A 19925-nucleotide genomic window follows, 5' to 3' on the forward strand; every position below is an offset into this window, starting at 1 on the left:
AGCCTCCATTGGCAGAGCAGGCAGACGGCACCGCGCCGTTGAGCGCTGTGATTGCCGATGCGGCGACCGGAGTCGCCCTCGCCCTGCGGGGCGAGGGCGACCCCTATGCGCTCTCCCGCCTCGTGCGGCAGGGCGAGGCGCTGGCATCGGCCGCCATCCGGGTGCTGGGCGCGGACGCGCTCGCCCCCTACGCGCTCGACCCCCGCGCCACCACTCCGGGACCCGACGACGAGAGCGCCCTCCTCGCCGTCCTCACCGCGTTCCCGCCCGGCGAGAACGCCACCGACGTGTCCGTGTGGAGCTACCGCGGCCTCGTCGAGGCATCCCACGCATACCTTCCAGGCGGCAACGGCCGCTGGCCCAGGCCGCCCGCGGCCGGCTCCGACTGGATCACCACCGACCCCTGGCCCCAGCTCTCCCACCGCGCCTCCCAGCTCGCCGCGCTGGCGCTGCCCGGCCTCTCCCCGCAGCTCGCCGACGCCCTCGCCACCCGCACCGACGACCTCGCCCGCGGCTTCGTACGCGCCGTGCGCCGCCGCGACTGGCTCCAGGCCGCCGGGCTCGGCCGCTGGCTCGCCAGGCTGCCCGACCCCGAAGGCTCCCTCGCGACACTGGGGCTCGACAACGGGCTCGCCTTCGTCGGCCACATGGGCGGCACCGACCCGCGCACCGCCCTCCACCTCGCCGCCGCCCGGCGCTTCCACGGACGGGGCCGGTGACCGCGCCGGCAGGCCCCGCGGCCGACGCCGCGCTCCTCGACCGGGTCACCGAGGGCTGTCTGGCCTGGCTGTGGGAGCACCGCGCGGGCTTCCTGCTGCCCGAGGACGTCGCCACCGACGCCGACCCCAACTACAGCGTCAAGCCCCTCGGCGAACTGGCGGAACTGAGCCACCTCGTACGCACCCTGCACCCCGACGCCGGGATCAGGGCGGCCGCGGGCGACCTGTTCGCCCACGCCGTGGCCCAGACCCGCGGCGGCGACCTCTTCACCCGGCTCATCGACCGCGACCCCCTCGCCACCTACCCCGTGGAGGTCTACGCCGCCTTCGCCCAGGGCGGCGTGCGCCACCCCGAGGTGGACGCGGTGCTCGCCACCACCACCGCGCTGCGCGGCTGGCAGGTGGCCCGCGGGGACCACACCAGGACCCTCGCCGTGCTCGCCGCGGAACGCCGCCTCGGACTGCCGCAGCACGCCGACTTCGCGACCGTCTTCGCCCACACCGCGCTCGGCTCGCTCCCCGAGCCCTGGACCCTCGACCGGCACGGCGCCTACGGCCTCACCCACGACGTCTTCCACCTCACCGACTGGGGCCGCGACCGCACCAGGATGCCGCCGCCGCTCGCCGCCTACCTCGGGATGTGGCTGCCCTGCTGGCTCGACGCCTGGTTCGAGGAGGAGCTGTGGGACCTCGCGGGCGAACTGCTCGCCGTCGCCGCCTGCCTGCCCGCCGCCCGCTACGACACCGCCGTCTGGGAACGCCTCGCCGCGGCCCAGGAGCCCGACGGCGCCGTGCCCGAGGCGAGCCCCGGCACCCCCGCCATGCGGCGCATGGGAGGCGGCTTCCTGCCGCGCTACCACTCCACCCTGGTCACCGCCTTCGCCGCCACCCTGGCCCGCGCCGCCGACCACCCCCTCGGGCACACCGGCGGCGCCCAGCACACCACCGGGGACCGCCCGGCACCGGAGAGCCCGGAGAGCGAGGTCATCACGTGACCGCATCACCCGCCCTAGTGCACGCCGTCGGCGACCGCGCGCTGACCTGGCTCGACGCCAACCGCGAGCAGTTCAGGCTGACACCGGGCGACCGCGAGAACAACCAGGCGCTGCTGCTGCGCCTCAAACCGGTCGCCGAGCTGACCATCAACACCCACGTCCTCTTCCGCGAGGGCGTCGCCGGCTCCCGCCAACGCGCCCGCGCCGGGGCCCTCCTCGACTTCACCTGGCGCGAGATCCTCGACGGCGGCAACATCCTCGCCGGACTCCAGCACGACGAGCCGCACTCGCCCGTCCCCCTGGAGCTGTACGCCACCTTCCACGAACTCGGCTACCGCCACCCGGGGCTGGAACGCGCCATCGCCGCGGCCCGCTCCACCGCCTGCTGGAGCGCCCTGGAGATCCTGCCCAACCGCAGGCTCGGCATCCTCAACGCCGAGCGCCGTGTCGGACTCACCCCGAGCGAGGACATGGAGGCCGCGCTGCGCCGCACCTGGCTCGGCCGCACCCCCGAGCCCTGGCTCTTCCAGTACCACATCGCCTACGACGTCACCCACACCGTCTTCCACATCACCAACTGGGGCCAGGTACCGGACCGTATCCCCCCGGACATCGCGGACTACCTCGCCCGCTACCTGCCCGCGTGGCTCGACGACTGGGCCGACCTCGAACACTGGGACCTCCTCGGCGAACTCCTCGTCGTGGACGGCTGCATCCCGCGGCCGGGGCTCGACCCCGCGATCTGGGAGCGCTACGCCGCCGCCCAGAGCGCGAGCGGCGCCATGCCCGTGCACCACGCCATGCCCGAGGGCGACCCCGTGGAGGTGTTCGACATCGTCCACCACTCCACCCTGGTCGCCGCGTTCGCCTCCGCCATGGCCACCTCACGCGCCATGGCCGCCGCATGAGCGCCCCGGAACCCGCCGTCGAGGCCGTCCTCGCCCGCGCCGTGGCCCGCGTCGACGCCCCCGACGCGGTCATCGCCGTCACCCGCGCCGGCCGGCACACCCTCGCGAGCGCGGGCGGCGCCACCGAGCGCGCGGGCCACCGCGACAAACTCCGCTACGAACTCGGCTCCGTGTCCAAGACGTACACGGGGCTGCTGCTCGCGGTGCTGGCCCGCGAGGGCACCGTCGGACTCGACGACCCGATCACCGCACACCTGCCGCACCCCGCATCCCGCCGCCGGGCGCTCGGCCGTATCACCCTGCGCCACCTCGCCACCCACACCGCGGGCTTCCACCGCATCCCCCCCGACCTGCTGGCCCTCGCCCTCACCCACCCGGGAGCCAACGTCTACACCGGCTACGGCGCGGCCCGCCTGCTGCGCGCCCTGGCCCGGGCCCACCCCCGGCACCGCCCCGGCACCCGCTGGCGCTACTCCAACTTCGGCGCCGCGCTCCTCGGCCCGGCCCTCGCCCACGCCGCGGGCACCGACTACCCCGCACTCCTCACCCACCGGGTGCTCGACCCCCTCGGGCTCGACGCCACCGGCCTCGCGGCAGCGGGCGACGGCGCCGACGCCCCGGGCTTCCGCGGCGACGGCCACACCCCGGCGCCCGCGGCCGACATGGGCGGCTTCGCCGCGGCGGGCTCCGTGCGCGCCACCCCCGCCGACACCCTGCGTTTCCTTGAGGCCCACCTCAGCCCGGGCCGCACCCCGCTCACCGCCGCCCTCACCGACGTCCAGGTGCCCCAACTGCGCCGGGGGGCCACCCGCGCACACACCCACACCCTCACCTGGTTCCAGCACCCGGCCCCCGGCGGGCCGCTGCTCTTCCATGCCGGGGAGACCCTGGGGCAGCAGGCGTTCTGCGGCTACCACCCGGCCACCGGCACCGGGCTCGCCGCGTTCGCCACCCGCAGGGGCAGGCACTCCGGCCTCGTCGACACCGCGTACGGGGCCCTGTACGAACTGGCGGGCACCGCCGACTGACCCACCACTTCCGGGCACTTACCGCCGCCCGGCGGCCGCCTCCCTGGCCCGCCGCGCCGCGTCCGCCACCGGGCCCCGGTGCAGCGGGCCGTGCCCCGGCAGCACGACGTCCGCGTCCAGCTTCCCGATGATGTCCAGCGACTCCAGGGCACCGGGGCGGTCGTGGTCGAACATCGGCAGCAGCAGTTGCGGGCCGACCCCGCCCACCGTGGCATGCCCGCCGACCAGCGCGTCACCGGAGACCACCACACCCGCCCGCGGCAGGTGGAACACGCTGTGCCCCCTGGTGTGGCCCGGCGTGTGCACCGGCACCGGACGCCCCGGCACGTCCAACTCCCCCTCCACGGGGTACGCCTGAGGGCTCGTCACGGCGCCGCCGTGCAGGGCGCCCAGCCGCACCGCGCCCACCAGCCAGGGCAGCACCCGGGGCCGCCACAGGTTCGGCAGCACCCCGGCGGGTGTCAACTGCTCCAGGAACTCCAGCCTGGCGTGCGGGACTTCAAGCTCGTGCAGCAGCACGGGGACGCCGTGCCTGGCACCGAAGTACTCGGCCGAGCCCACGTGGTCGATGTGCGCGTGGGTGAGGAGCACCGCGGTGACGTCCTCGGGCCGGTGCCCGAGCGCCGCGAGGGACCCTATGACCTCCTCGTGGTTGCCCGGGTAGCCGGTGTCCACCAACGTCACGTCGTCGCCGTCCGTGAGCACCACCCAGTTCACCTTGCGCCCGTACACCAGGTGCACGCCCGCCGCCACCTCGACCACGCCGTCCTGCCCCATGACCATCCCTGCCCGCGCTCGTCACCACCGGGCGGCCCCCGCCCGCGTCGGCCCGAGGATAGTGCTGGTGACGGGCGCTCAAGCACCCGGCCGGGGCAGGGGGCCAGGCAAGCGCGGCGGCGCGGCCCGCGGTCGGACGGAGCGGTCAGCGGGCCGGGCGCTGCCCCCGGGCGGCACCCTCGTCCATACGGTGCCCGCGGCGGGCGTCCCGGTCGAAGACGCCGAGGATGTCGCAGGGGCTGCCGTCGGAGCCGACCGCGTGCGGCAGCATGGTGGGAAACTCGGCCGCCTGGTTGGTCTCCACCCGCAACCGGCGATCGCCCAGCAGCAGCACCGCGGTCCCGGACAGCACCACAAGCCACTCGCGGCCCGGGTGGGCCCGCAGTCGCGAGGGGCTGTCGGGCGGCGGGCCCGTCAACCGCTGCCGTACCACCGTCACCCCCGGCTCCGCCTTCATGGGCCAGCTCATCCGCCCGTGTGCCGCGTCCACGGTGGGGTGTGACACCACGTCCTCCGTGGCCGTCTCGACCAACTGGTCGAGGGAGGTGTCCAGGGCCCTGGCGAGGGTGAGGAGCTGGTCCAGCGCGAGGCGCCGCCGCCCGTTCTCGATCCGGCTGAGCGAGGACTGGCTCAGCCTGGCGCGACCGGCCAGCTCCTCCAGGGACCAGCCCTGCGCCAGCCGCAGGGCGCGGATGCGCTTGCGCACCAGGCTGTCCAGATCGCCGTCTTCTTGCGTCATGGGCAACAGCCTATGCCCGTGCCGCAAACCGCGCCTACCGTCGACGCCGAGGGCCCCACCGACCCGGCAGGGCCCCGCGCAAAGGAGAGTACGGCCATGCCTGGGACCACACCCGACGACGCGAGGGACACCCTGCCAGCCGAGACCGCCGACGCCGTGGTGATCGGGGGCGGCGCCGCGGGCCTCAACGGCGCCCTGATGCTCGCGCGCACCCGACGCTCCGTCGTCGTCATCGACGGCGGCACGCCACGCAACGCCCCCGCCGAGGGCGTCCACGGGCTGCTCGGCCTCGACGGCACCCCGCCCGCGGAGCTGCTGCGCCGGGGCCGCGCCGAGGTACGCGGCTACGGGGGACGGGTCGTCACGGGCGAGGTGGCCTCCGCGGCCCCCGCCGCCCCGTCCGCCGACGGCGACCCGCGCTTCACCGTCACCCTCGCGGACGGCGCGGCGGTGACCGCGCGCCGGCTGCTGGTCGCCACCGGGGTACGGGACGTGCTGCCGCCGGTGCCCGGTCTCGCCGAGCACTGGGGCAGCGGCGTGGTGCACTGCCCGTACTGCCACGGCTGGGAGGTCCGCGACGAGCCCGTCGGTGTCCTCGCGACCGGCCCCGCCTCGCTCCACCAGGCCCTGCTCTTCCGCCAACTCACCGCGGACCTGGTCTACTTCACCGGCGACACCGCACCGGACCGAGACACCCTCGTCCGCTTCGCGGCCCGCGGCATCCGCGTGGTGGACACCCCCGTCGCCGGGGTCGAGTCCGGCGCGGACGGCATCACGGGGGTGCGGCTGGCCGACGGCGAACTGGTACCGCGCCGGGTACTCGCCGTCGCCACCACGATGCTGGTGCGCACCGAGGGCCTGGCAGGTCTGCGGCTCCCGGTGGAGGAGCTGCCGGACGGCATGGGCCGCCGCATCCCCTCGGGCATGGCGGGCGCCACCGAGGTGCCCGGGGTCTGGGTGGCGGGCAACGCCACCGACCCGACGGCCCAGGTGGGCGCATCGGCAGCCGCCGGGGCCCTGGCAGGCGCCCGTATCAACGCCGACCTGGCCGACGCCGACACCCGGGGGGCTTGAGCCGTACGGCGGGGGCAAGGTCCGCCGGGATGCCGGGGCCGTGGCGGAAAACGCGTTGCCGCCGCCGCACCGCCGCTGAGAGGATGCCGCCCGCCACCGACCACACGACGAGGACCACCCGAGAGGGGATCGATGACCGACGGAGCCCTTCCCCTGCGGCCGGCGGCCGTGGCGGACCTGCCCATGATCCTCAGGGCGGAGCGCGCCTACATGCGGGACATCGAGCCCGACCAGGAAGCCGGCTGGCTGAACGCGATCGACCGCAACCTCGAAGCGTGGATCGCGAACCTGGCCCGCACGGCCGTCGTACACGACGCCGACACCCCCGTCGGCTACGCCATGTGGACCCCCGCGGGCGACGACGCGCTCCTCATGACCGTCCACGTGTCGCCCTCCCGACGGCGCCGCAGGATCGGCGCACACCTGATGGACTGGTACGCCGAGGACGCGGCCCGCGCGGGCCACCGCGTCCTCACCCTCGGCGTGCACCGCGACAACCCGGCGAGGGCGCTCTACGAGAGCCGCGGCTACGAGCGTACCCACAGCGACGGCGACTACCTGATGTACCGGCGCACCGTCTGACCGGCCGTCGAGGAGACCGGCGGTGGCCGTCGTCGTGGAGCTGATCAGCTACCCCGTCAAGGGATGCGCGGGAACCCCGGTGAGCGGCACGCCGCTCACCGGGGCGGGCCTCGCCCACGACCGCGCCTTCATGGTCGTCGACGAGGACGGTGTGTACCGCACCCAGCGCCGCCACCCCGGCCTCGCCCTCATCACCCCCGCGATCGCCGCCGACGGCACCCGGCTCACGCTCGCCGCGCCCCGCCACGGCGCGGTGGACGTCGAGGTGACCACCTCGGCGCCGCGCCGCACCGTCGACCTGTTCGGCGCACCGCTCCGCGGAATCGACCAGGGCGACACGGTCGCGGGCTGGCTCTCGGACGTCCTCGGCGCGCCCTGCCGCCTGGTCCGGGTACCGCCGGAGCACGACCGGGTCACCGCCGGGGAACTCCCCGGCCGCCCCGGCTACGCCGACAGCGGCGCCGTCCACCTCCTGGCCCGCTCGTCCCTCGCCCTCCTCAACCGCCGCATGGCCGGGCGCGGCGCCCCACCGCTGCCGATGGACCGCTTCCGGCCGAACATCGTCGTCGACGGCGGGGACGGCGCGGCACCCGGCGAGGACTGGGCGGCACAGCCGCACGCCGAGGACCGCGCGCGCCGCCTCACCATCGGCGAGACCCGGCTGGGCTTCGCCAAGCTCGCGGTGCGCTGCGCGGTCACCCTCGTCGACCAGCGCACCGGCGCGCGCCATGGCCCCGAGCCGCTGCGCACCCTCGCCGACTACCGCAGGACGCCCGCGGGAGGCGTGGTGTTCGGCGCGAAGTTCTCCGTGCTGCGCACGGGCAAGCTCTCCGTCGGCGACGAGGTGGACGTCACCGAGTGGGCCCCCGCGCCGCACTGACCCCGCGGGCGCCAGTGCCCGCGGGCGCCGCTATCCGGGAAGCGGCGGCAGACAGCGGATCGCGCGGCCCCCGCCGGAGACGGTGCAGCGGCCCGCGGCGAACGGGACGAGGCACGCCCGCCCGGCCGGGAGGTCCAGCGCACGGCCGCTCTCCGGAGTCAGCCGCAGCTCCCCCTCCGTGCCCACGACCACCGCGAGGGACGGTTCGAGGACGGCGGGCCCGGCGACTCCCTGGGCCCGGAAGTACGGGTCCGCCGCCTCGGGGAGCAGCCGCTCCACCCCGGGCGCGAGCGGCACGGGCGCGGGCAGCCGCAGCGCCGCCAGCCGCTCGGCGCCCAGCGCGCCCCGGTCCACCGCGCTCAACGCCACGTCGACGCCGAGCCCGAGCCGCCACCCCGGCGACTCCTCCGGCGCCTCGGGGCCGCCGCGCTCCAGCATCAGCGACCAGTCCGTCGGCTCCTGCAACTCGACGAGGAAGATCCCGGCGCCGATCGCGTGCGGCACACCCGCGGGCACCAGGACCGCGTCGCCAGGACCCACCGCGATCCGGTTCATGGCCGCCAGCATCGCCGCGGCGTCCTGGTCGCGCACCCACCCGCGCAGCTCGTCGCGCCCCACCTCGCGCGCGAAGCCCAGGTGCACGGCGCCGTCCTGCGGCGCCGTGAGAACGAGCCACGCCTCCGTCTTGCCGTGCGCGCACCCCAGGTGCTCGCGCGCGAAGCCGCGCGAGGGGTGGTAGTGCACCGCCAGCCGCTCCCCGGCGTCCAGCAGCTTCACCAGCAGCTCCGTACCGGCGCCGAACGCCGCCTTGTGCGCGGGACCCAGATACCCCACCGGGTCCGCAGCCACCGCGTCCGCCAGCAGCACGCCGGAGGCGAGCCGGCTCAGGCCGAGCCCGTCCGTGCCGCCGTACGCCCGTGTGGTCGACCCCACCCAGTCCTCGCCGTCGAACTCCCCCTGGGGCGCCCCGCGGAACGCGCCGAGCCGGGAGCCGCCCCGGTAGAAGCGCGCCACGTAGTTCGGCGGAAGCAGCTCAGGGCCCGCCGCCGCCCCGGCCGGGGCTCCGTCCTCGTCCGGTGCGCCGCTCGCGGATGTCATGCCCGTCCCTCCCGAATCCCTTCGTGACGGCGCCCGTCCCTCGTGACACGGACGGCGCGCCGACCCGCCTCGGCCGTCCCGGGACATGTGGCGCGGCCACCCGCCCGGATCACGGCTGGACCCAGTATGTGCCCCGCGCCGCCAGGGGAGACGGGCGGCGCGGGGGGCGGTCCCGGGCGGGGGTCAGCCGCCCGGCTGGGGCGCGGGCGACGCGGCCCCGCCCGGCGCCACCGCCGCGGGGCGGCCGCGCGCCCACCGCCGGGCGAGCGCCGCGCACACCATCAACTGCATCTGGTGGTACAGCATCAGCGGCAGGATCATCAGCGCCGCACCGCCGCCGAACAGCACGGCCGCCATCGGCAGCCCGTTCGCCAGGCTCTTCTGCGAGCCGCACAGCACCGCCGCCGTCACCGACGGCGCGTCGAGCCCCAGGGCGCGCGCCGCGAGCCTGGTGCCCGCCAGCGCCACCGCGAGCAGCGCCCCCAGCACCAGCAGCAGCGCCAGCAGGTCGGGCGGGGCGATCCGGCCCCACACCCCCTGCTCCATTCCTGCGCTGAACGCCGCGTACACCACCAGCAGGATCGAACCGCGGTCCACCGGCCCGAACACCCGCCTGTGGCGGGCGACGAACCCGCCGATCCAGGGCCGCAGCACCTGCCCGGCCACGAACGGCGCGAGCAACTGCCCGCCGATGCGCAGGAGTCCGTCGGCCGACAGGGTGGCGCCCGCGCCGATCAGCCAGGTCGTCAGCAGCGGGGTGACCGCGAGCCCCAGCAGACTGGAGTAGGTGCCCGCGCAGATCGCCGCGGGCACGTTGCCCCGCGCGATCGACGTCAACGCCACCGACGACTGCACGGTCGACGGCACCACGCACAGGAACAGCACCCCCTCGTGCAGCCCCTGCGTCAGCACCCCGGGCACCAGCACGGCCGTGGCGAGCCCCAGCAGCGGGAACAGCACGAACGTCGCGCCCACCACCATGAGATGGAGCCGCGAGTGCCGCAGCCCCGCCACCGTCTCACGGGTCGAAAGACGCGCCCCGTACAGGAAGAACAGCAGCCCGATCGCGACGTCCGACGCCACGTCCACCCCGCCCGCCACCCGGCCGGACGCGGGCAGTACGGCCGCCAGCGCGACGGTGCCCGCGAGCGCGGCGACATACGGGTCCACGGCCCGCAGCACCCGCAGCGGCGCGGGCGCCCGGGGTGCGGCCTCCTCGGCGGAAGGGCTCATGCGGCGCCCTCCCCGTCCCCGTCGTCCTCCTCGTCGGGTACGTCCCTGTTCACCAGCGTGTCGATGACGTCCACCGCGCTGCCGTCGTGGTCGCTGCCCGCCGTGCCGTCGCCGTTCTCCAGGTTGGCCGTCCTGTCGACCTCAAGCCAGGAGTCGGCCTCGGAGTTGTCGATCTCGATCAGGGAGCCGTCGGCGAACGCCGTGCCCGCGGGCAGGGCGCCGTACCCGAACGCGGCGGCGGCCACGGCCGCCGCCGCGGCCAGGGCGCGCGAGGCGCCGGGCCGCGGCGGCGACGGCCGGGCGGCGTGCCGTCGCCTCACGCCGGAACCGTCACGGGGGCGGTGTGGTGCCGGCTGATGTTCCGCTCCAGCAGCTCGGTCGACTCCCGCACCCCGACCTCCCCGCTGTCGCCCGCGGTGTCCGGCAGCCTGCCGTCGGCGAACTTCAGCTCCGCGAGCGCCGTGTCCATCGCCCGGTGCGCGGCGAACAGGCACGGGGTGCTGTAGATCGCCACGTCCACGCCGAGCGCGGTCAGTTCCGACAGCGAGAGCCGGGGCGACTTGCCGCCCGCGATCTGGTTGAAGAGCAGCGGCTTGTCGCCGATCACACCGCGGATGCGGCGAATCCAGTCCACGCTGCGCACCCCGTCGACCAGCACCACGTCCGCGTCGGTCTCGGCCAGCGCCGCGGCCCTGCGCACGATCTCGGCCTCCTCCGTGGCGTCCGTGCGCGCCACCACCAGCAGGTCACGGCGCGACTCCAGCACCAGGTGCAGCTTCTCCAGGTACTCGTCGAGCGGCAACACCTGCTTGCCGTCGGCGTGTCCGCAGCGACGCGGACGCTTCTGGTCCTCCAGGATGACCCCGGACGCGCCGATGCGTTCGAGCCGCTGCACCACATGGCAGGCGACCTCGGGATCGACGTAACCGTCGTCGATGTCGACGAGCATGTGGTGCTGGGGGAAGGCGCCCCGCAGCCGCTCGGCGAAGGCCACCATGTCGGGCCAGGCGATGTAGCCGATGTCCGGCAGCCCGTAGTACGAGGCCGCGAAGCCGAAACCGGACACGAAGAAACCGTTGTAGTGCCCGGCGGCCACCGACGCCGAGTACATGTCGTAGATCCCGATCAGGGGAGTGGTCCCCGCTGCCGCGACCTCGTCGCGCAGTGCACTTCCGTATGTCACCGTTGCTGCTCCTGTCTGGGAGTGAGCGCCCGCGGCGTTGATGCGCCTTGCATATGTGTGAAGAAATTCCAACGCGGCGCGACGCTTCTTTACCAAGAATGGGACAGGTCTATGTATAGCGGATAGGGGGCCTTTGTCGTTCTTTGACACGACATGCCATGTGATGGCGCGTCAGCTCGGTTGACCAGGGCATCTGTCCCGCTCCGGCCCTTCCGCCGGTGCACGCCCCGGGGTGCGCGGGAACGCCGGGCGCGGTACTACGCCTCAGGCGGGCCGAGGGCGCGCCGGAGGCGCCGGGCGGCGCCAGGCCGCGACACGCGGCGGTCAGCCCTCCTCGCGCCGCAGCCCCATCAGCATCCGGTCGAGCACCGCACCGGCCTCCTCGCGGGCCCGCGCATGGTCCTCGGAGCGCGCGATGTACAGGCTCGCCTCCGAGATCAGGGCGCCCAGCATCCTGGTCAGCGGCCGGACCGGGAGCGGCTCGATCCTGCCCTCCTCCGCGGCCTGCGTCAGCGCCTCCGCCAGCAGCCCATAACCGTGCTTCTCGACCAGCTCGTCCCAGGCGCTGTGACCGAGCACCGCCGGGCCCTCGATGAGGACGATCTGCTGGAAGTCGGGGTCGGCGCAGGCGTCCAGGAACGACTGGAAGCCGGTGCGCAGCAGGGTCCAACTGTCCTGCGGATGCAGCTCCGCGCGGCGGATCTCCTGCTCGATCAGCCGCTCCGCCATCTCACGCGCGCACCGCTCCATGACCCCGCGGAACAGATCGGCCTTGTCCCTGAAATGGTGGTACAGCGCGCCGCGGGTGACGCGGGCGGCGCCGACGATGTCCTCCGTGCCCGTCGCGGCGTAGCCCTTGCCCGCGAACAGCCCGCGCGCGGCCTCGAGAAGGGCCTCCCGGGTGTCGGCGACATGCTCCGCCCGGCGGCTGCGGCCCGCCCTCGATCGCTCCATGCTTTCATTCTGTCCCATACAGGCTGTATGTTTGGCGCACGTTGTACGGGGACGTAAGCGGATCAGCACGAGACCTGAAGCGGGACCTCAGCGGGATCGGAGAAGTGGACCATGTCGCTTCCACTCAACCTCACCATCAAGATGGGCAGCTATCTGCTCAAGCAGAAGCTGAAGCGCCGGGAGAAGTTCCCGCTGATCGTGGAGGTCGAGCCGCTCTTCGCCTGCAACCTCGCGTGTAACGGCTGTGGCAAGATCCAGCACCCCGCGGGCGTGCTCAAGCAGCGCATGCCCGTCGCCCAGGCGGTGGGCGCGGTCGAGGAGTGCGGGGCGCCCATGGTGTCCCTCGCGGGCGGCGAGCCCCTGATGCACCCGCAGATCCACACCATCACAGAACAGCTTCTGAAGCGCGGCAAGTTCGTGGTGCTCTGCACCAACGCCGTCCTGCTGCCCAAGCACCTCCACAAGTTCAAGCCGCACCGCAACTTCGCGTGGATGGTGCACATCGACGGGCTGCGCGAGCGGCACGACGAGTCGGTGAGCAAGGAGGGCGTGTTCGACAAGGCGGTGGACGCCATCAAGCAGGCCAAGGCGGCCGGCTTCGCGGTGTACACCAACTCGACGTTCTTCAACAACGACACCCCCGAGGACGTCATCCAGGTCCTGGACTACCTGAACGACGAGCTGAAGGTGGACCGCCTGGAGATCTCCCCCGGCTACGCCTACGAGAAGGCGCCCGACCAGGACGGCTTCCTCGGTGTCGACCAGACCCGCGAGCTGTTCAAGAAGGCGTTCTCCGGCGGCAGGCGCCGCAAGTGGCGGCTCAACCACTCCGAGCTGTTCCTCGACTTCCTTGAGGGCAAGGAGGACTACGAGTGCACCCCCTGGGGTGTCCCGTCGTACTCCCTCTTCGGCTGGCAGAAGCCCTGCTACCTGATGGGCGACGGCTACGCCACCACCTACCAGGAGCTGCTGGACTCCACCGAGTGGGAGAAGTACGGCCGCGGCAAGGACCCCCGCTGCGCCAACTGCATGGCCCACTGCGGCTACGAGCCCACCGCCGTGCTCGCCACCATGGGATCGCTCAAGCAGTCCCTGCGCGCCGTCACCGGCGGCTGAGCCCCCGGGAAAACCGGGTGCCGACGGTGTCCCACGGCCCCTAGGATGGGGACCGTTCAGGTGCGAAGGCACCGGGTGCATCGTTTGGGGAACGAGAGACGCGGGTTCGAGTCCCGCCGCCGCCTCGCGGTGTAGCTCAACGGGCAGAGCACTGAGTCACCGGCGCCGACCTCGACCTCTGAACACCTGTGCGCGAGCCGCCCGCCCCGGGGGAACGGGCGGGCGGCTCGTCCGCATCCCCACCCCTCCCGGAGGGGCCACACCCCCGCCGGTTTGCGCGCGCCACGAGCCGAGGAGCCCATGGACACCTTCCGCGTCGGCACCCTCACCACCGCGCGCCTCACCCTGATCCCGCTCGCGCCCGAGCACGCCGACGAGATGGCCCGGGTGCTCCGCGACCCCGCACTCCACACCTTCACCGGCGGCGAGCCGCTCACCGCCGACGCCCTGCGCGAGCGCTATACGCGACTGGCCGCCGGGTCGCCCGACCCCGCGACACACTGGCTCAACCACGTGGTGGAACTGCGCGCCGAGCGCCGCCTCACCGGCACCGTCCAGGCCACCGTCACCCGTGACGGAACCGGACACACCGCGGAGCTGGCCTGGGTCACCGGCACCCCCTGGCAGCGCCGTGGCATCGCCACCGAGGCCGTACGCGCCCTCGCCGCCGCCCTCGCGGCGGCCGGGGCCGACGCCCTCGCCGCGCACATCCACCCCGGCCACCACGCCTCGGCCGCCGTCGCCACCGCCCTCGGGCTCACCCCCACCGACGAACGGCACGACGGCGAGATCCGCTGGCACCGCGCCCTGTGACACGGCCCGGCGCCCGATTGTCCGCTCCTTCCGGTTCATCGTACTTTTAGGGGAGTACGGATGATCAACGGGTGGCATCCGCCCGCGCCGCCGCGCAGGAGAAGGAGAGAGCCATGAGCGAGCCCGCCCCCGACGGCGCCGCCCCGTTCGACGTGACCGTGGAGATCCCCGGAGGCTCACGGAACAAGTACGAGATGGACCACGCCGTGGGCCGCATCAGGCTCGACCGGATGCTGTTCACCTCGACCCGCTACCCGGCCGACTACGGCTACATCGACGGCACCCTCGGCCGCGACGGCGACCCCCTCGACGCCCTCGTCCTCGTCGGCGAGCCCACCTTCCCCGGCTGCGTCGTCGCCTGCCGCGCCATCGGCATGTACGTCATGCGCGACGAGAAGGGCCCCGACGAGAAGGTGCTCTGCGTGCCCGCGGGCGACCCCCGCTACGCCTACGTACAGGACGTCGACGACGTCGCGGGCTTCGACCTCTCCGAGATCACCCACTTCTTCGAGGTGTACAAGGACCTCGAACCAGGCAAGTCCGTCGAGGGCTCCCACTGGGAGCCCCGCGCCGCGGCACGCGCCGAGATCGAGCGCTCCCGGCTGCGTGCCGCCACCCCGGGACCGCCCCTGTGAGCCACCGCCGCCCGCGCCGCGCCGCTACCCGGGCCGCCGGTACGCGTGCGGCGCCACCCCGGTCACCCGGCGGAACACCCGGCTGAAGTAGGCGCGGTCGTGGAAGCCCACCGCGCGGCCCACCGTGCCCACACTGTCGTCCGTCAGCAGCAGCCGCTCCTTCGCCCGCTCCACCCGCAGCCGGGTCAGGTAGTCCCAGAGGGTGAGCCCGAGTTCGCGGTGGAAGAGACGGCTGAGATGGTCCTCGCTGACCCCCGCCGCCCGCGCCACCTGCCAGCGCGACACAGGGTGGCGGAAGTGCTGCTCCACATAGACCAGCGCCTGCCGCACCGGGGTGCTGCCCAGCACTCTGCCGGGCCCGGCGCGCCGCGCCATCGCCCCCAGCAGCGCCTCCGTCTCCCGCGGTGTGAGCACCCCGCGGTGCAGCAGTACCAGACCGGGGTGGGGCTCCGCGCGCGGCACGTCCGCCGGGGTCAGCCCGTGCTCACGGTCCGCGAGCAGCAACACCGCGGGGGAAGGCCCCCCGCCGGGCGACGCGATGCGCTCCACCAGGTCGAGCCCGTCCATGTCCGCCAGCGTCCGCGCCACGATCAGCAGACACGGCGTCTCGTGCGCCAGCAGCGCGAGCGCCGCCGTGCCGTCCGCCGCGGTGCGCACCGCACGCCCCGGCAGCAGCCGGTTCACCAGCTCCCGCGCCTTCTGCCTGGCCGCCGCGTCCCCGTCCACGACCAGCACCGGGTCCCCGAGCCCGACCGGCCGCAGCGCCCCCAGCGCGCCCCCGAGGTCCGCCGAGGGGACCGGCTCGGCGAGCCCGTACAGCAGGAAGGGCGAGTGCCGCAGCGCGGACGCGTCGTGCAGCCGCCGCACCGCGGCCCACTCCCCGGGCCCGCCGCCGGCGTCCCACACCAGTGCGCCCGGCGGCCCGCCGCCCTCCGGCACCGCGGCCGTCTCGTCGCCCCCCGTCAGCGTCCGCAGCACGAGCCCGTGCGCGCGTGCCAGCTCCGCGGCCTCCGCCGGGGGCCGCCCCGCCGCGAGCAGCACCTCGCCGCCCGCCCGCCGCCCGTCGGCTCCCTGCCGCGCCGGGCCCGCGGGCGCGGGCAGCGGCAGCGTGAGGGTGAAGCCGGGGCCGCCCGCCCCGTCCGTGTCCAGCGTCACCGTGCCCCCGTGCAGCGCGGCGAGCCGCCGCGCGATGGCGGGCCCGAGCCGCATCCCCGCCCTGGTCGAGCCGAACGGCCGGAACAGCTCGTCCGCGTCCCGCGCGCTGACGTCGAGCCCGGGACACGTCAGCCGTACACACAGCACGGGAAGCAGCACCCGGGCGCTGAGCACCGCGGGCGCGCCGCCCGCCCGGTGCGCGGCGACCGCGCCCATCAGCGTCACCAGGATCTGCCGCAGCCGCGCCGCGTCCGCGCGCACCGCGGGCAGCCGCTGCGGCATGTCGAGCTGCCACAGGCGGTGCTCGCCAGCGGCCCTGGTGGCGGCCGCGTACGCGTCCAGCAGGACGGGGCGCGGATCGAGCAGCCGCCACGACAGGTCGAGCGCGTCGATCTCGGAGCGCGACAGGTCGAGCAGGTCGTCGATCAGCCGCAGCAGCCGCCCGGCCGCCGCGTGCACCCCGCCGGGCGCCCCGTCGGCCGCGGCGCCCGGATCGCGCGGGGCGCGGGCCAGGATCTCCTCGACCGGGGTGCGCAGTTCGTCCGTCGCGTTGTCCAGCAGCCGGGTCTTCAGCCGGCTCGCCTGCTCCGCCGCGTCCCGCGCCCCGCGCGCCTCCTCGAAGAGCCGCACCCCCTTCAGCGCGGCGCTGACCTGGTCCCCGAGCGCCCGGAAGCGCGCGGCCCTGCGCGGCGCCTCCTGCCGGGGGCCCGCGTCGAACAGCGCGAAGCCGAAGTGCTCGGCCCCGATATGCAGCGGCTCCGCCACCAGCGCGAACCGCTCACCGTCCGGCAGCGCCTCGTCAGGCAGCAGCCGCCCCGCGGGAAACGGCGCGTACACCGGGCCCGTGCCCGCCTCTCCTGCCGCCGCGAGCGGGACGAGCCGCGCGGGGCGCGCGCAGAACGCGGGCCGCTCCCCACCGTCCTGCCCACCGGGGCCGCCGTCCGCGAACCCCGCGCCCGCCGCGCCCAACCCGCCCCCGCCGTCCGACTCGTACAGCACCAGACGGCAACCGGACACCCCCGTGCCGGGCAGCGCCCTGGCGAGGGCCGCCGCCAGCTCCCCGGTGGTGACGGTGGTGGACAGCGCCGTGCCCAGTTCCCGCAGCCGCCTGGCGTCCTGCTGCTCGGCCCAGCGCTCGTACTCCAGCAGCCGGTGCGCCTTCTCCGCGACCAGCAGCCTCGCCTGGCCGAAGAGCCGCTCCGCGTGCGCCCTGCCGCTCAGCGGCAGCCGCGGCAGCAGCGCGTCCCTGGCGCGCAACAGCGCCGCGTCCCAGGCTGCGGCCGACTCGGCGCCGGTCACCTCGCCGTTCGCCACCCGTTCGAGCAGCGGCAGGAAGCCGCCGCCCGGCGGCGCGCCCTGGCGCCCCGGACGCGCCCCGAGGTCGGCGCCGAAGGCCGCCGCCAACTGCCGCCCGGCGCGCGGCATCGTCGCGAACCCGGCCCCCAGCGGCACGGGCCCCGCCTCCCGCCCGCCGCCGCCCGGTGCGGCCGTGCGCGGCGGCGACTGCGCCGCCAGCGGCGAGTGGCAGCCGCAGGAGCGGCGGGTGACCAGGGTGCCCGCGACGGCGGAGCGCGCGGGCGGCGCGGTGCCCCGCAGCCTGGCGACCAGGGTGTCCACCGCCTGCGCGCCCAACTCGGCGAACGGCAGCGACACCGAGGTCAGCGGGGGGTCGCTCAGCCTCGCCTCCATCGAGTCGTTGAAGCCGACCACCGACACGTCCTCGGGCACCCGCACCCCGCGCGCCGCCAGCAGCCGCAGCGCGCCGGCCGCCAGTACGTCGCTGCACGCCACCAGCGCGTCGAAGTCGTAGCCGGGCCGCAGGCCCCTGATGTCGAGCAGCACCCGCATCGCCGCGGCGCCCGCCGCGTCCGCGAACTCGGTCGCCGCCGCCACCAGCGACCGGTCGAGCGGCAGCCGGTTCCTGGCCAGGGCGTTCCGGTACGCGTGGTAGCGGTCGAGGGAGACCGGGTTGGCCAGCGGGCCCCTGATACAGGCGGGCCGCCGCCTGCCGTGCGCCGCCACCAGGTGCCCGACGGCCTCCCGCATCCCCGCGTGGCTGTCGCAGCGCAGCGTCTCGTGCCCGTCGAGGACGCTGTTGAGGCTCACCACCGGAAGATGCCGAAGCCGCCGCGCGAACCGTTCGGCCGTAGCCTCGCCCACCGCCGACACACCGAGCGTGGACGTCCAGGAGATGACCCCGTCCAGCCGCGCGGGGCCGACGAGTTCGTACAGCGCCGCGCGCGGCGCGCCGTCCGCGCGGACCTCGCCGCCGGGGAAGCAGACGACGTTGACACCGCTGCGCTCGGCGGCCTCCAGCACCCCCGACCAGAGGGCCGCGCCGACCCCCAGGTGGATGTCGGCGGTGACCAGGCCCAGGGTGTACCGGCCGCCTCGCGGGGGTGCGTGTTCCTGCATGGCCTGGCCTCCCTCGGCGCCGCCCGCGGCCCGCCCGGTGCCGTGCGCGCGTCCCGGCGCCAGGACCCTAGGCCGCGGCGCGTGTCCGGGCAAGGGCGCCTGGCCGCCCTGCCCGGACCGCACCCCCGGTCCCGCGGCCGGGGTCAGATCTTGCCGACGCCCGCCCCCGAGGTCACGATCGACTTGACCTGCTGCGGGTCGTCGACGGTGTAGGAGTACGGGATGTCGGCGACGGAGCCGCCGGTCTCGCCCTCGCCCGAGTCGACGAAGTAGTTGTCGACGGCCACCAGCGAGCCGGGGCCCGACTTGTCCTCACCGAGGTGGAAGGGGTCCTCGACGTTCTCGAAGTAGTTGCCCTCGACGCGGACTCCGGCGTCCTCGGTGGACGCGACGCCGTAACTGCTCACGTCGCTGTAGTAGTTGTTGAGCACGTGGACCGGGTTGCCGAAGCGGACCCGGGGGTTGCGCTGCACGGTGCCGTCGAACCAGTTGTGGTCGTAGGTGACGTGCAGCTTGCCGATGTCCTCGCCGCCGTTGTCGTCGCTGTGCCCGAGGAGCATGTTCTTGTCCTGGTCGTGCGCGCGGTTCCAGGACACGGTGACGTTGTCGGAGGCGCGCTTGATGTCGATGCCGCCGTCGTAGGTGTCGGAGACGTCGTTGTGGTCGATCCACACGTTCGTGGAGTACTGGACGTTGATCGCGTCGTCGTCGGAACCGGTGAGCGTGAGGTTCTGGATGATGACGTTGTCGACCTCGCTGACGTTGAGGCCGCTGCCGGTGATCCGTCCCGAGGTGCCCACGCCGACGACGGTCTTGTCGGAGGCCACCTTGGTCATGTCGTCCAGGTCGATGGTGCCGTTCACCTGCACGATGAGCGGCCCGTCGCTCTGTACGGCGTCCTCGAAGGCGGACGCGTCGGAGACGGTGACGGTGTCGCCGCCCGCGCCGCCCGTGGTGGCGGCGCCGAAGCCGATCGGTCCCGCCGCGAGGCCGGGGGAGTCGGCGGTGGTGGTACGGGGCGCGGCGGAACCGCTGGTGGCCGCGAAGGTGCCGAGGGTCACGGCGGCGACGGTGGCCGCCGCGACACCCGCGATCCGGAACTGAGCGCTCGTCCTGCGCATGACAAAACTCCGTTCATGGGGGAGGGGAGCCGGGCGCCCTGGGCGTCCGGGGACCCGGAAGGTACGGGGGGAAACGCGGGCGTTGAACGGTCGGGCGCGCACGGCCCGGCCGTGTCGGAGAGCAGAAGCGGCGGGAGAGCGCGGACGCGCACGGGCACGTCCCTCGCGCCGCCCCGACACCCGGTCCGGCGCCTGTGGCCGCCGCTCGCCGGTGTCCCGCCCCAGCGATGCTAGAGCGGCCCGTGTGGACGATGCCGGTCCCGGTGTGGACTATGGCGCGCTCCCCGGGTGCCCCCGCAGGCCCGCCCCGCACCGCCCCCGGATCTCCTCACCTGCCGTCCGAGCAGGGGTGACGGGGCGCATTCCGGCCCCCTGACGGACGTCCGCGCGTCGAATCGACCGGCCCGCGCGGCCCGGGGCATTGACCGGCGGGGGGCCCGCTCCTACCGTCGACGCGTCACTTCGTACGTCATATATGAGACATGAACCCGCACGACCCG

The 19925-nt window shown here is 74.8% G+C and carries 19 protein-coding genes; 10 read left to right on the plus strand and 9 right to left on the minus strand.

Annotation, left to right across the window (positions count from 1 at the left end; genetic code table 11):
- The first annotated feature begins 8 nt into the window (after window positions 1-8).
- Genes ACIBIW_RS24365 through ACIBIW_RS24380 form a run of 4 tightly spaced genes read left to right on the plus strand, consistent with a single transcriptional unit; the run spans window position 9 to window position 3650 of the window.
- Entirely contained in the window at window positions 9-719 is a 711-nt protein-coding gene (locus tag ACIBIW_RS24365; protein ID WP_399339117.1) for a hypothetical protein, read from the plus strand.
- Window positions 716-1714, plus strand: a complete 999-nt coding sequence (locus ACIBIW_RS24370) for a DUF6895 family protein (protein ID WP_399339118.1) — start codon at window positions 716-718, stop codon at window positions 1712-1714. Before ACIBIW_RS24365 ends, ACIBIW_RS24370 begins: the two co-directional genes overlap by 4 nt.
- A complete protein-coding gene (locus ACIBIW_RS24375) occupies window positions 1711-2622 on the plus strand; it encodes a DUF6895 family protein (RefSeq protein ID WP_399339119.1) in 912 nt (303 codons plus the stop codon). The genes ACIBIW_RS24370 and ACIBIW_RS24375 overlap by 4 nt, the downstream gene beginning before the upstream one ends.
- Window positions 2619-3650: a serine hydrolase domain-containing protein gene (locus ACIBIW_RS24380; protein ID WP_399339120.1), complete on the plus strand. Its 1032-nt coding sequence runs from the start codon at window positions 2619-2621 to the stop codon at window positions 3648-3650. Before ACIBIW_RS24375 ends, ACIBIW_RS24380 begins: the two co-directional genes overlap by 4 nt.
- An 18-nt stretch (window positions 3651-3668) precedes the next feature.
- Here the strand turns inward: ACIBIW_RS24380 and ACIBIW_RS24385 are convergent, their stop codons facing one another.
- Both ACIBIW_RS24385 and ACIBIW_RS24390 read right to left on the minus strand, forming a co-directional pair.
- Entirely contained in the window at window positions 3669-4427 is a 759-nt protein-coding gene (locus tag ACIBIW_RS24385; RefSeq protein ID WP_399339121.1) for an MBL fold metallo-hydrolase, read from the minus strand.
- Window positions 4428-4572: 145 nt separating this feature from the next.
- Window positions 4573-5166, minus strand: coding sequence for a helix-turn-helix domain-containing protein (locus ACIBIW_RS24390; RefSeq protein WP_399339122.1), 594 nt, complete (start codon window positions 5164-5166; stop codon window positions 4573-4575).
- Window positions 5167-5262: 96 nt separating this feature from the next.
- Between ACIBIW_RS24390 and ACIBIW_RS24395 the strand changes: the two genes are divergently transcribed.
- The 3 genes from ACIBIW_RS24395 to ACIBIW_RS24405 all read left to right on the plus strand — a co-directional run bounded on the left by ACIBIW_RS24395 (window position 5263) and on the right by ACIBIW_RS24405 (window position 7702).
- Window positions 5263-6240: an NAD(P)/FAD-dependent oxidoreductase gene (locus ACIBIW_RS24395; RefSeq protein WP_399339123.1), complete on the plus strand. Its 978-nt coding sequence runs from the start codon at window positions 5263-5265 to the stop codon at window positions 6238-6240.
- A 132-nt stretch (window positions 6241-6372) separates the two neighbouring features.
- Window positions 6373-6822, plus strand: coding sequence for a GNAT family N-acetyltransferase (locus ACIBIW_RS24400; protein ID WP_399339124.1), 450 nt, complete (start codon window positions 6373-6375; stop codon window positions 6820-6822).
- 22 nt (window positions 6823-6844) lie between these two features.
- Window positions 6845-7702, plus strand: coding sequence for an MOSC domain-containing protein (locus tag ACIBIW_RS24405; RefSeq protein ID WP_399339125.1), 858 nt, complete (start codon window positions 6845-6847; stop codon window positions 7700-7702).
- Window positions 7703-7732: 30 nt separating this feature from the next.
- Here the strand turns inward: ACIBIW_RS24405 and ACIBIW_RS24410 are convergent, their stop codons facing one another.
- From ACIBIW_RS24410 to ACIBIW_RS24430, 5 genes are all read right to left on the minus strand, one after another.
- Complete coding sequence (locus ACIBIW_RS24410) at window positions 7733-8800, minus strand: carbohydrate kinase (RefSeq protein WP_399339126.1); 1068 nt, start codon at window positions 8798-8800, stop codon at window positions 7733-7735.
- Window positions 8801-8983: 183 nt separating this feature from the next.
- Window positions 8984-10033 (minus strand): bile acid:sodium symporter family protein, encoded by a 1050-nt coding sequence (locus ACIBIW_RS24415; protein WP_399339127.1) that lies wholly within the window; start codon window positions 10031-10033, stop codon window positions 8984-8986.
- Complete coding sequence (locus tag ACIBIW_RS24420) at window positions 10030-10353, minus strand: hypothetical protein (protein ID WP_399339128.1); 324 nt, start codon at window positions 10351-10353, stop codon at window positions 10030-10032. Before ACIBIW_RS24420 ends, ACIBIW_RS24415 begins: the two co-directional genes overlap by 4 nt.
- The gene (locus ACIBIW_RS24425; RefSeq protein ID WP_399339129.1) at window positions 10350-11216 is read right to left on the minus strand and encodes an oxaloacetate decarboxylase; all 867 of its coding nucleotides are present in this window, start codon (window positions 11214-11216) and stop codon (window positions 10350-10352) included. The genes ACIBIW_RS24420 and ACIBIW_RS24425 overlap by 4 nt, the downstream gene beginning before the upstream one ends.
- Window positions 11217-11540: 324 nt before the next feature.
- The gene (locus ACIBIW_RS24430) at window positions 11541-12170 is read right to left on the minus strand and encodes a TetR/AcrR family transcriptional regulator (RefSeq protein ID WP_399339130.1); all 630 of its coding nucleotides are present in this window, start codon (window positions 12168-12170) and stop codon (window positions 11541-11543) included.
- 111 nt (window positions 12171-12281) lie between these two features.
- Between ACIBIW_RS24430 and hpnH the strand changes: the two genes are divergently transcribed.
- From hpnH to ACIBIW_RS24445, 3 genes are all read left to right on the plus strand, one after another.
- Window positions 12282-13286, plus strand: coding sequence for an adenosyl-hopene transferase HpnH (gene hpnH / locus ACIBIW_RS24435; protein ID WP_399339131.1), 1005 nt, complete (start codon window positions 12282-12284; stop codon window positions 13284-13286).
- A 300-nt stretch (window positions 13287-13586) separates the two neighbouring features.
- Entirely contained in the window at window positions 13587-14099 is a 513-nt protein-coding gene (locus tag ACIBIW_RS24440) for a GNAT family N-acetyltransferase (RefSeq protein WP_399339132.1), read from the plus strand.
- Window positions 14100-14212: 113 nt separating this feature from the next.
- On the plus strand, window positions 14213-14734 hold the full coding sequence (locus tag ACIBIW_RS24445) for an inorganic diphosphatase (protein WP_399339133.1): 522 nt from the start codon (window positions 14213-14215) through the stop codon (window positions 14732-14734).
- A gap of 24 nt (window positions 14735-14758) precedes the next feature.
- Here the strand turns inward: ACIBIW_RS24445 and ACIBIW_RS24450 are convergent, their stop codons facing one another.
- Together ACIBIW_RS24450 and ACIBIW_RS24455 are read right to left on the minus strand one after the other, a co-directional pair.
- Window positions 14759-18304: a substrate-binding domain-containing protein gene (locus ACIBIW_RS24450; RefSeq protein WP_399339134.1), complete on the minus strand. Its 3546-nt coding sequence runs from the start codon at window positions 18302-18304 to the stop codon at window positions 14759-14761.
- 143 nt (window positions 18305-18447) lie between these two features.
- Entirely contained in the window at window positions 18448-19425 is a 978-nt protein-coding gene (locus ACIBIW_RS24455; RefSeq protein WP_399339135.1) for a polysaccharide lyase family 1 protein, read from the minus strand.
- Window positions 19426-19925: the final 500 nt, after the last annotated feature.

It is taken from the genome of Streptomyces sp. NPDC050560, assembly GCF_044457285.1.
Lineage (GTDB): Bacteria > Actinomycetota > Actinomycetes > Streptomycetales > Streptomycetaceae > Streptomyces.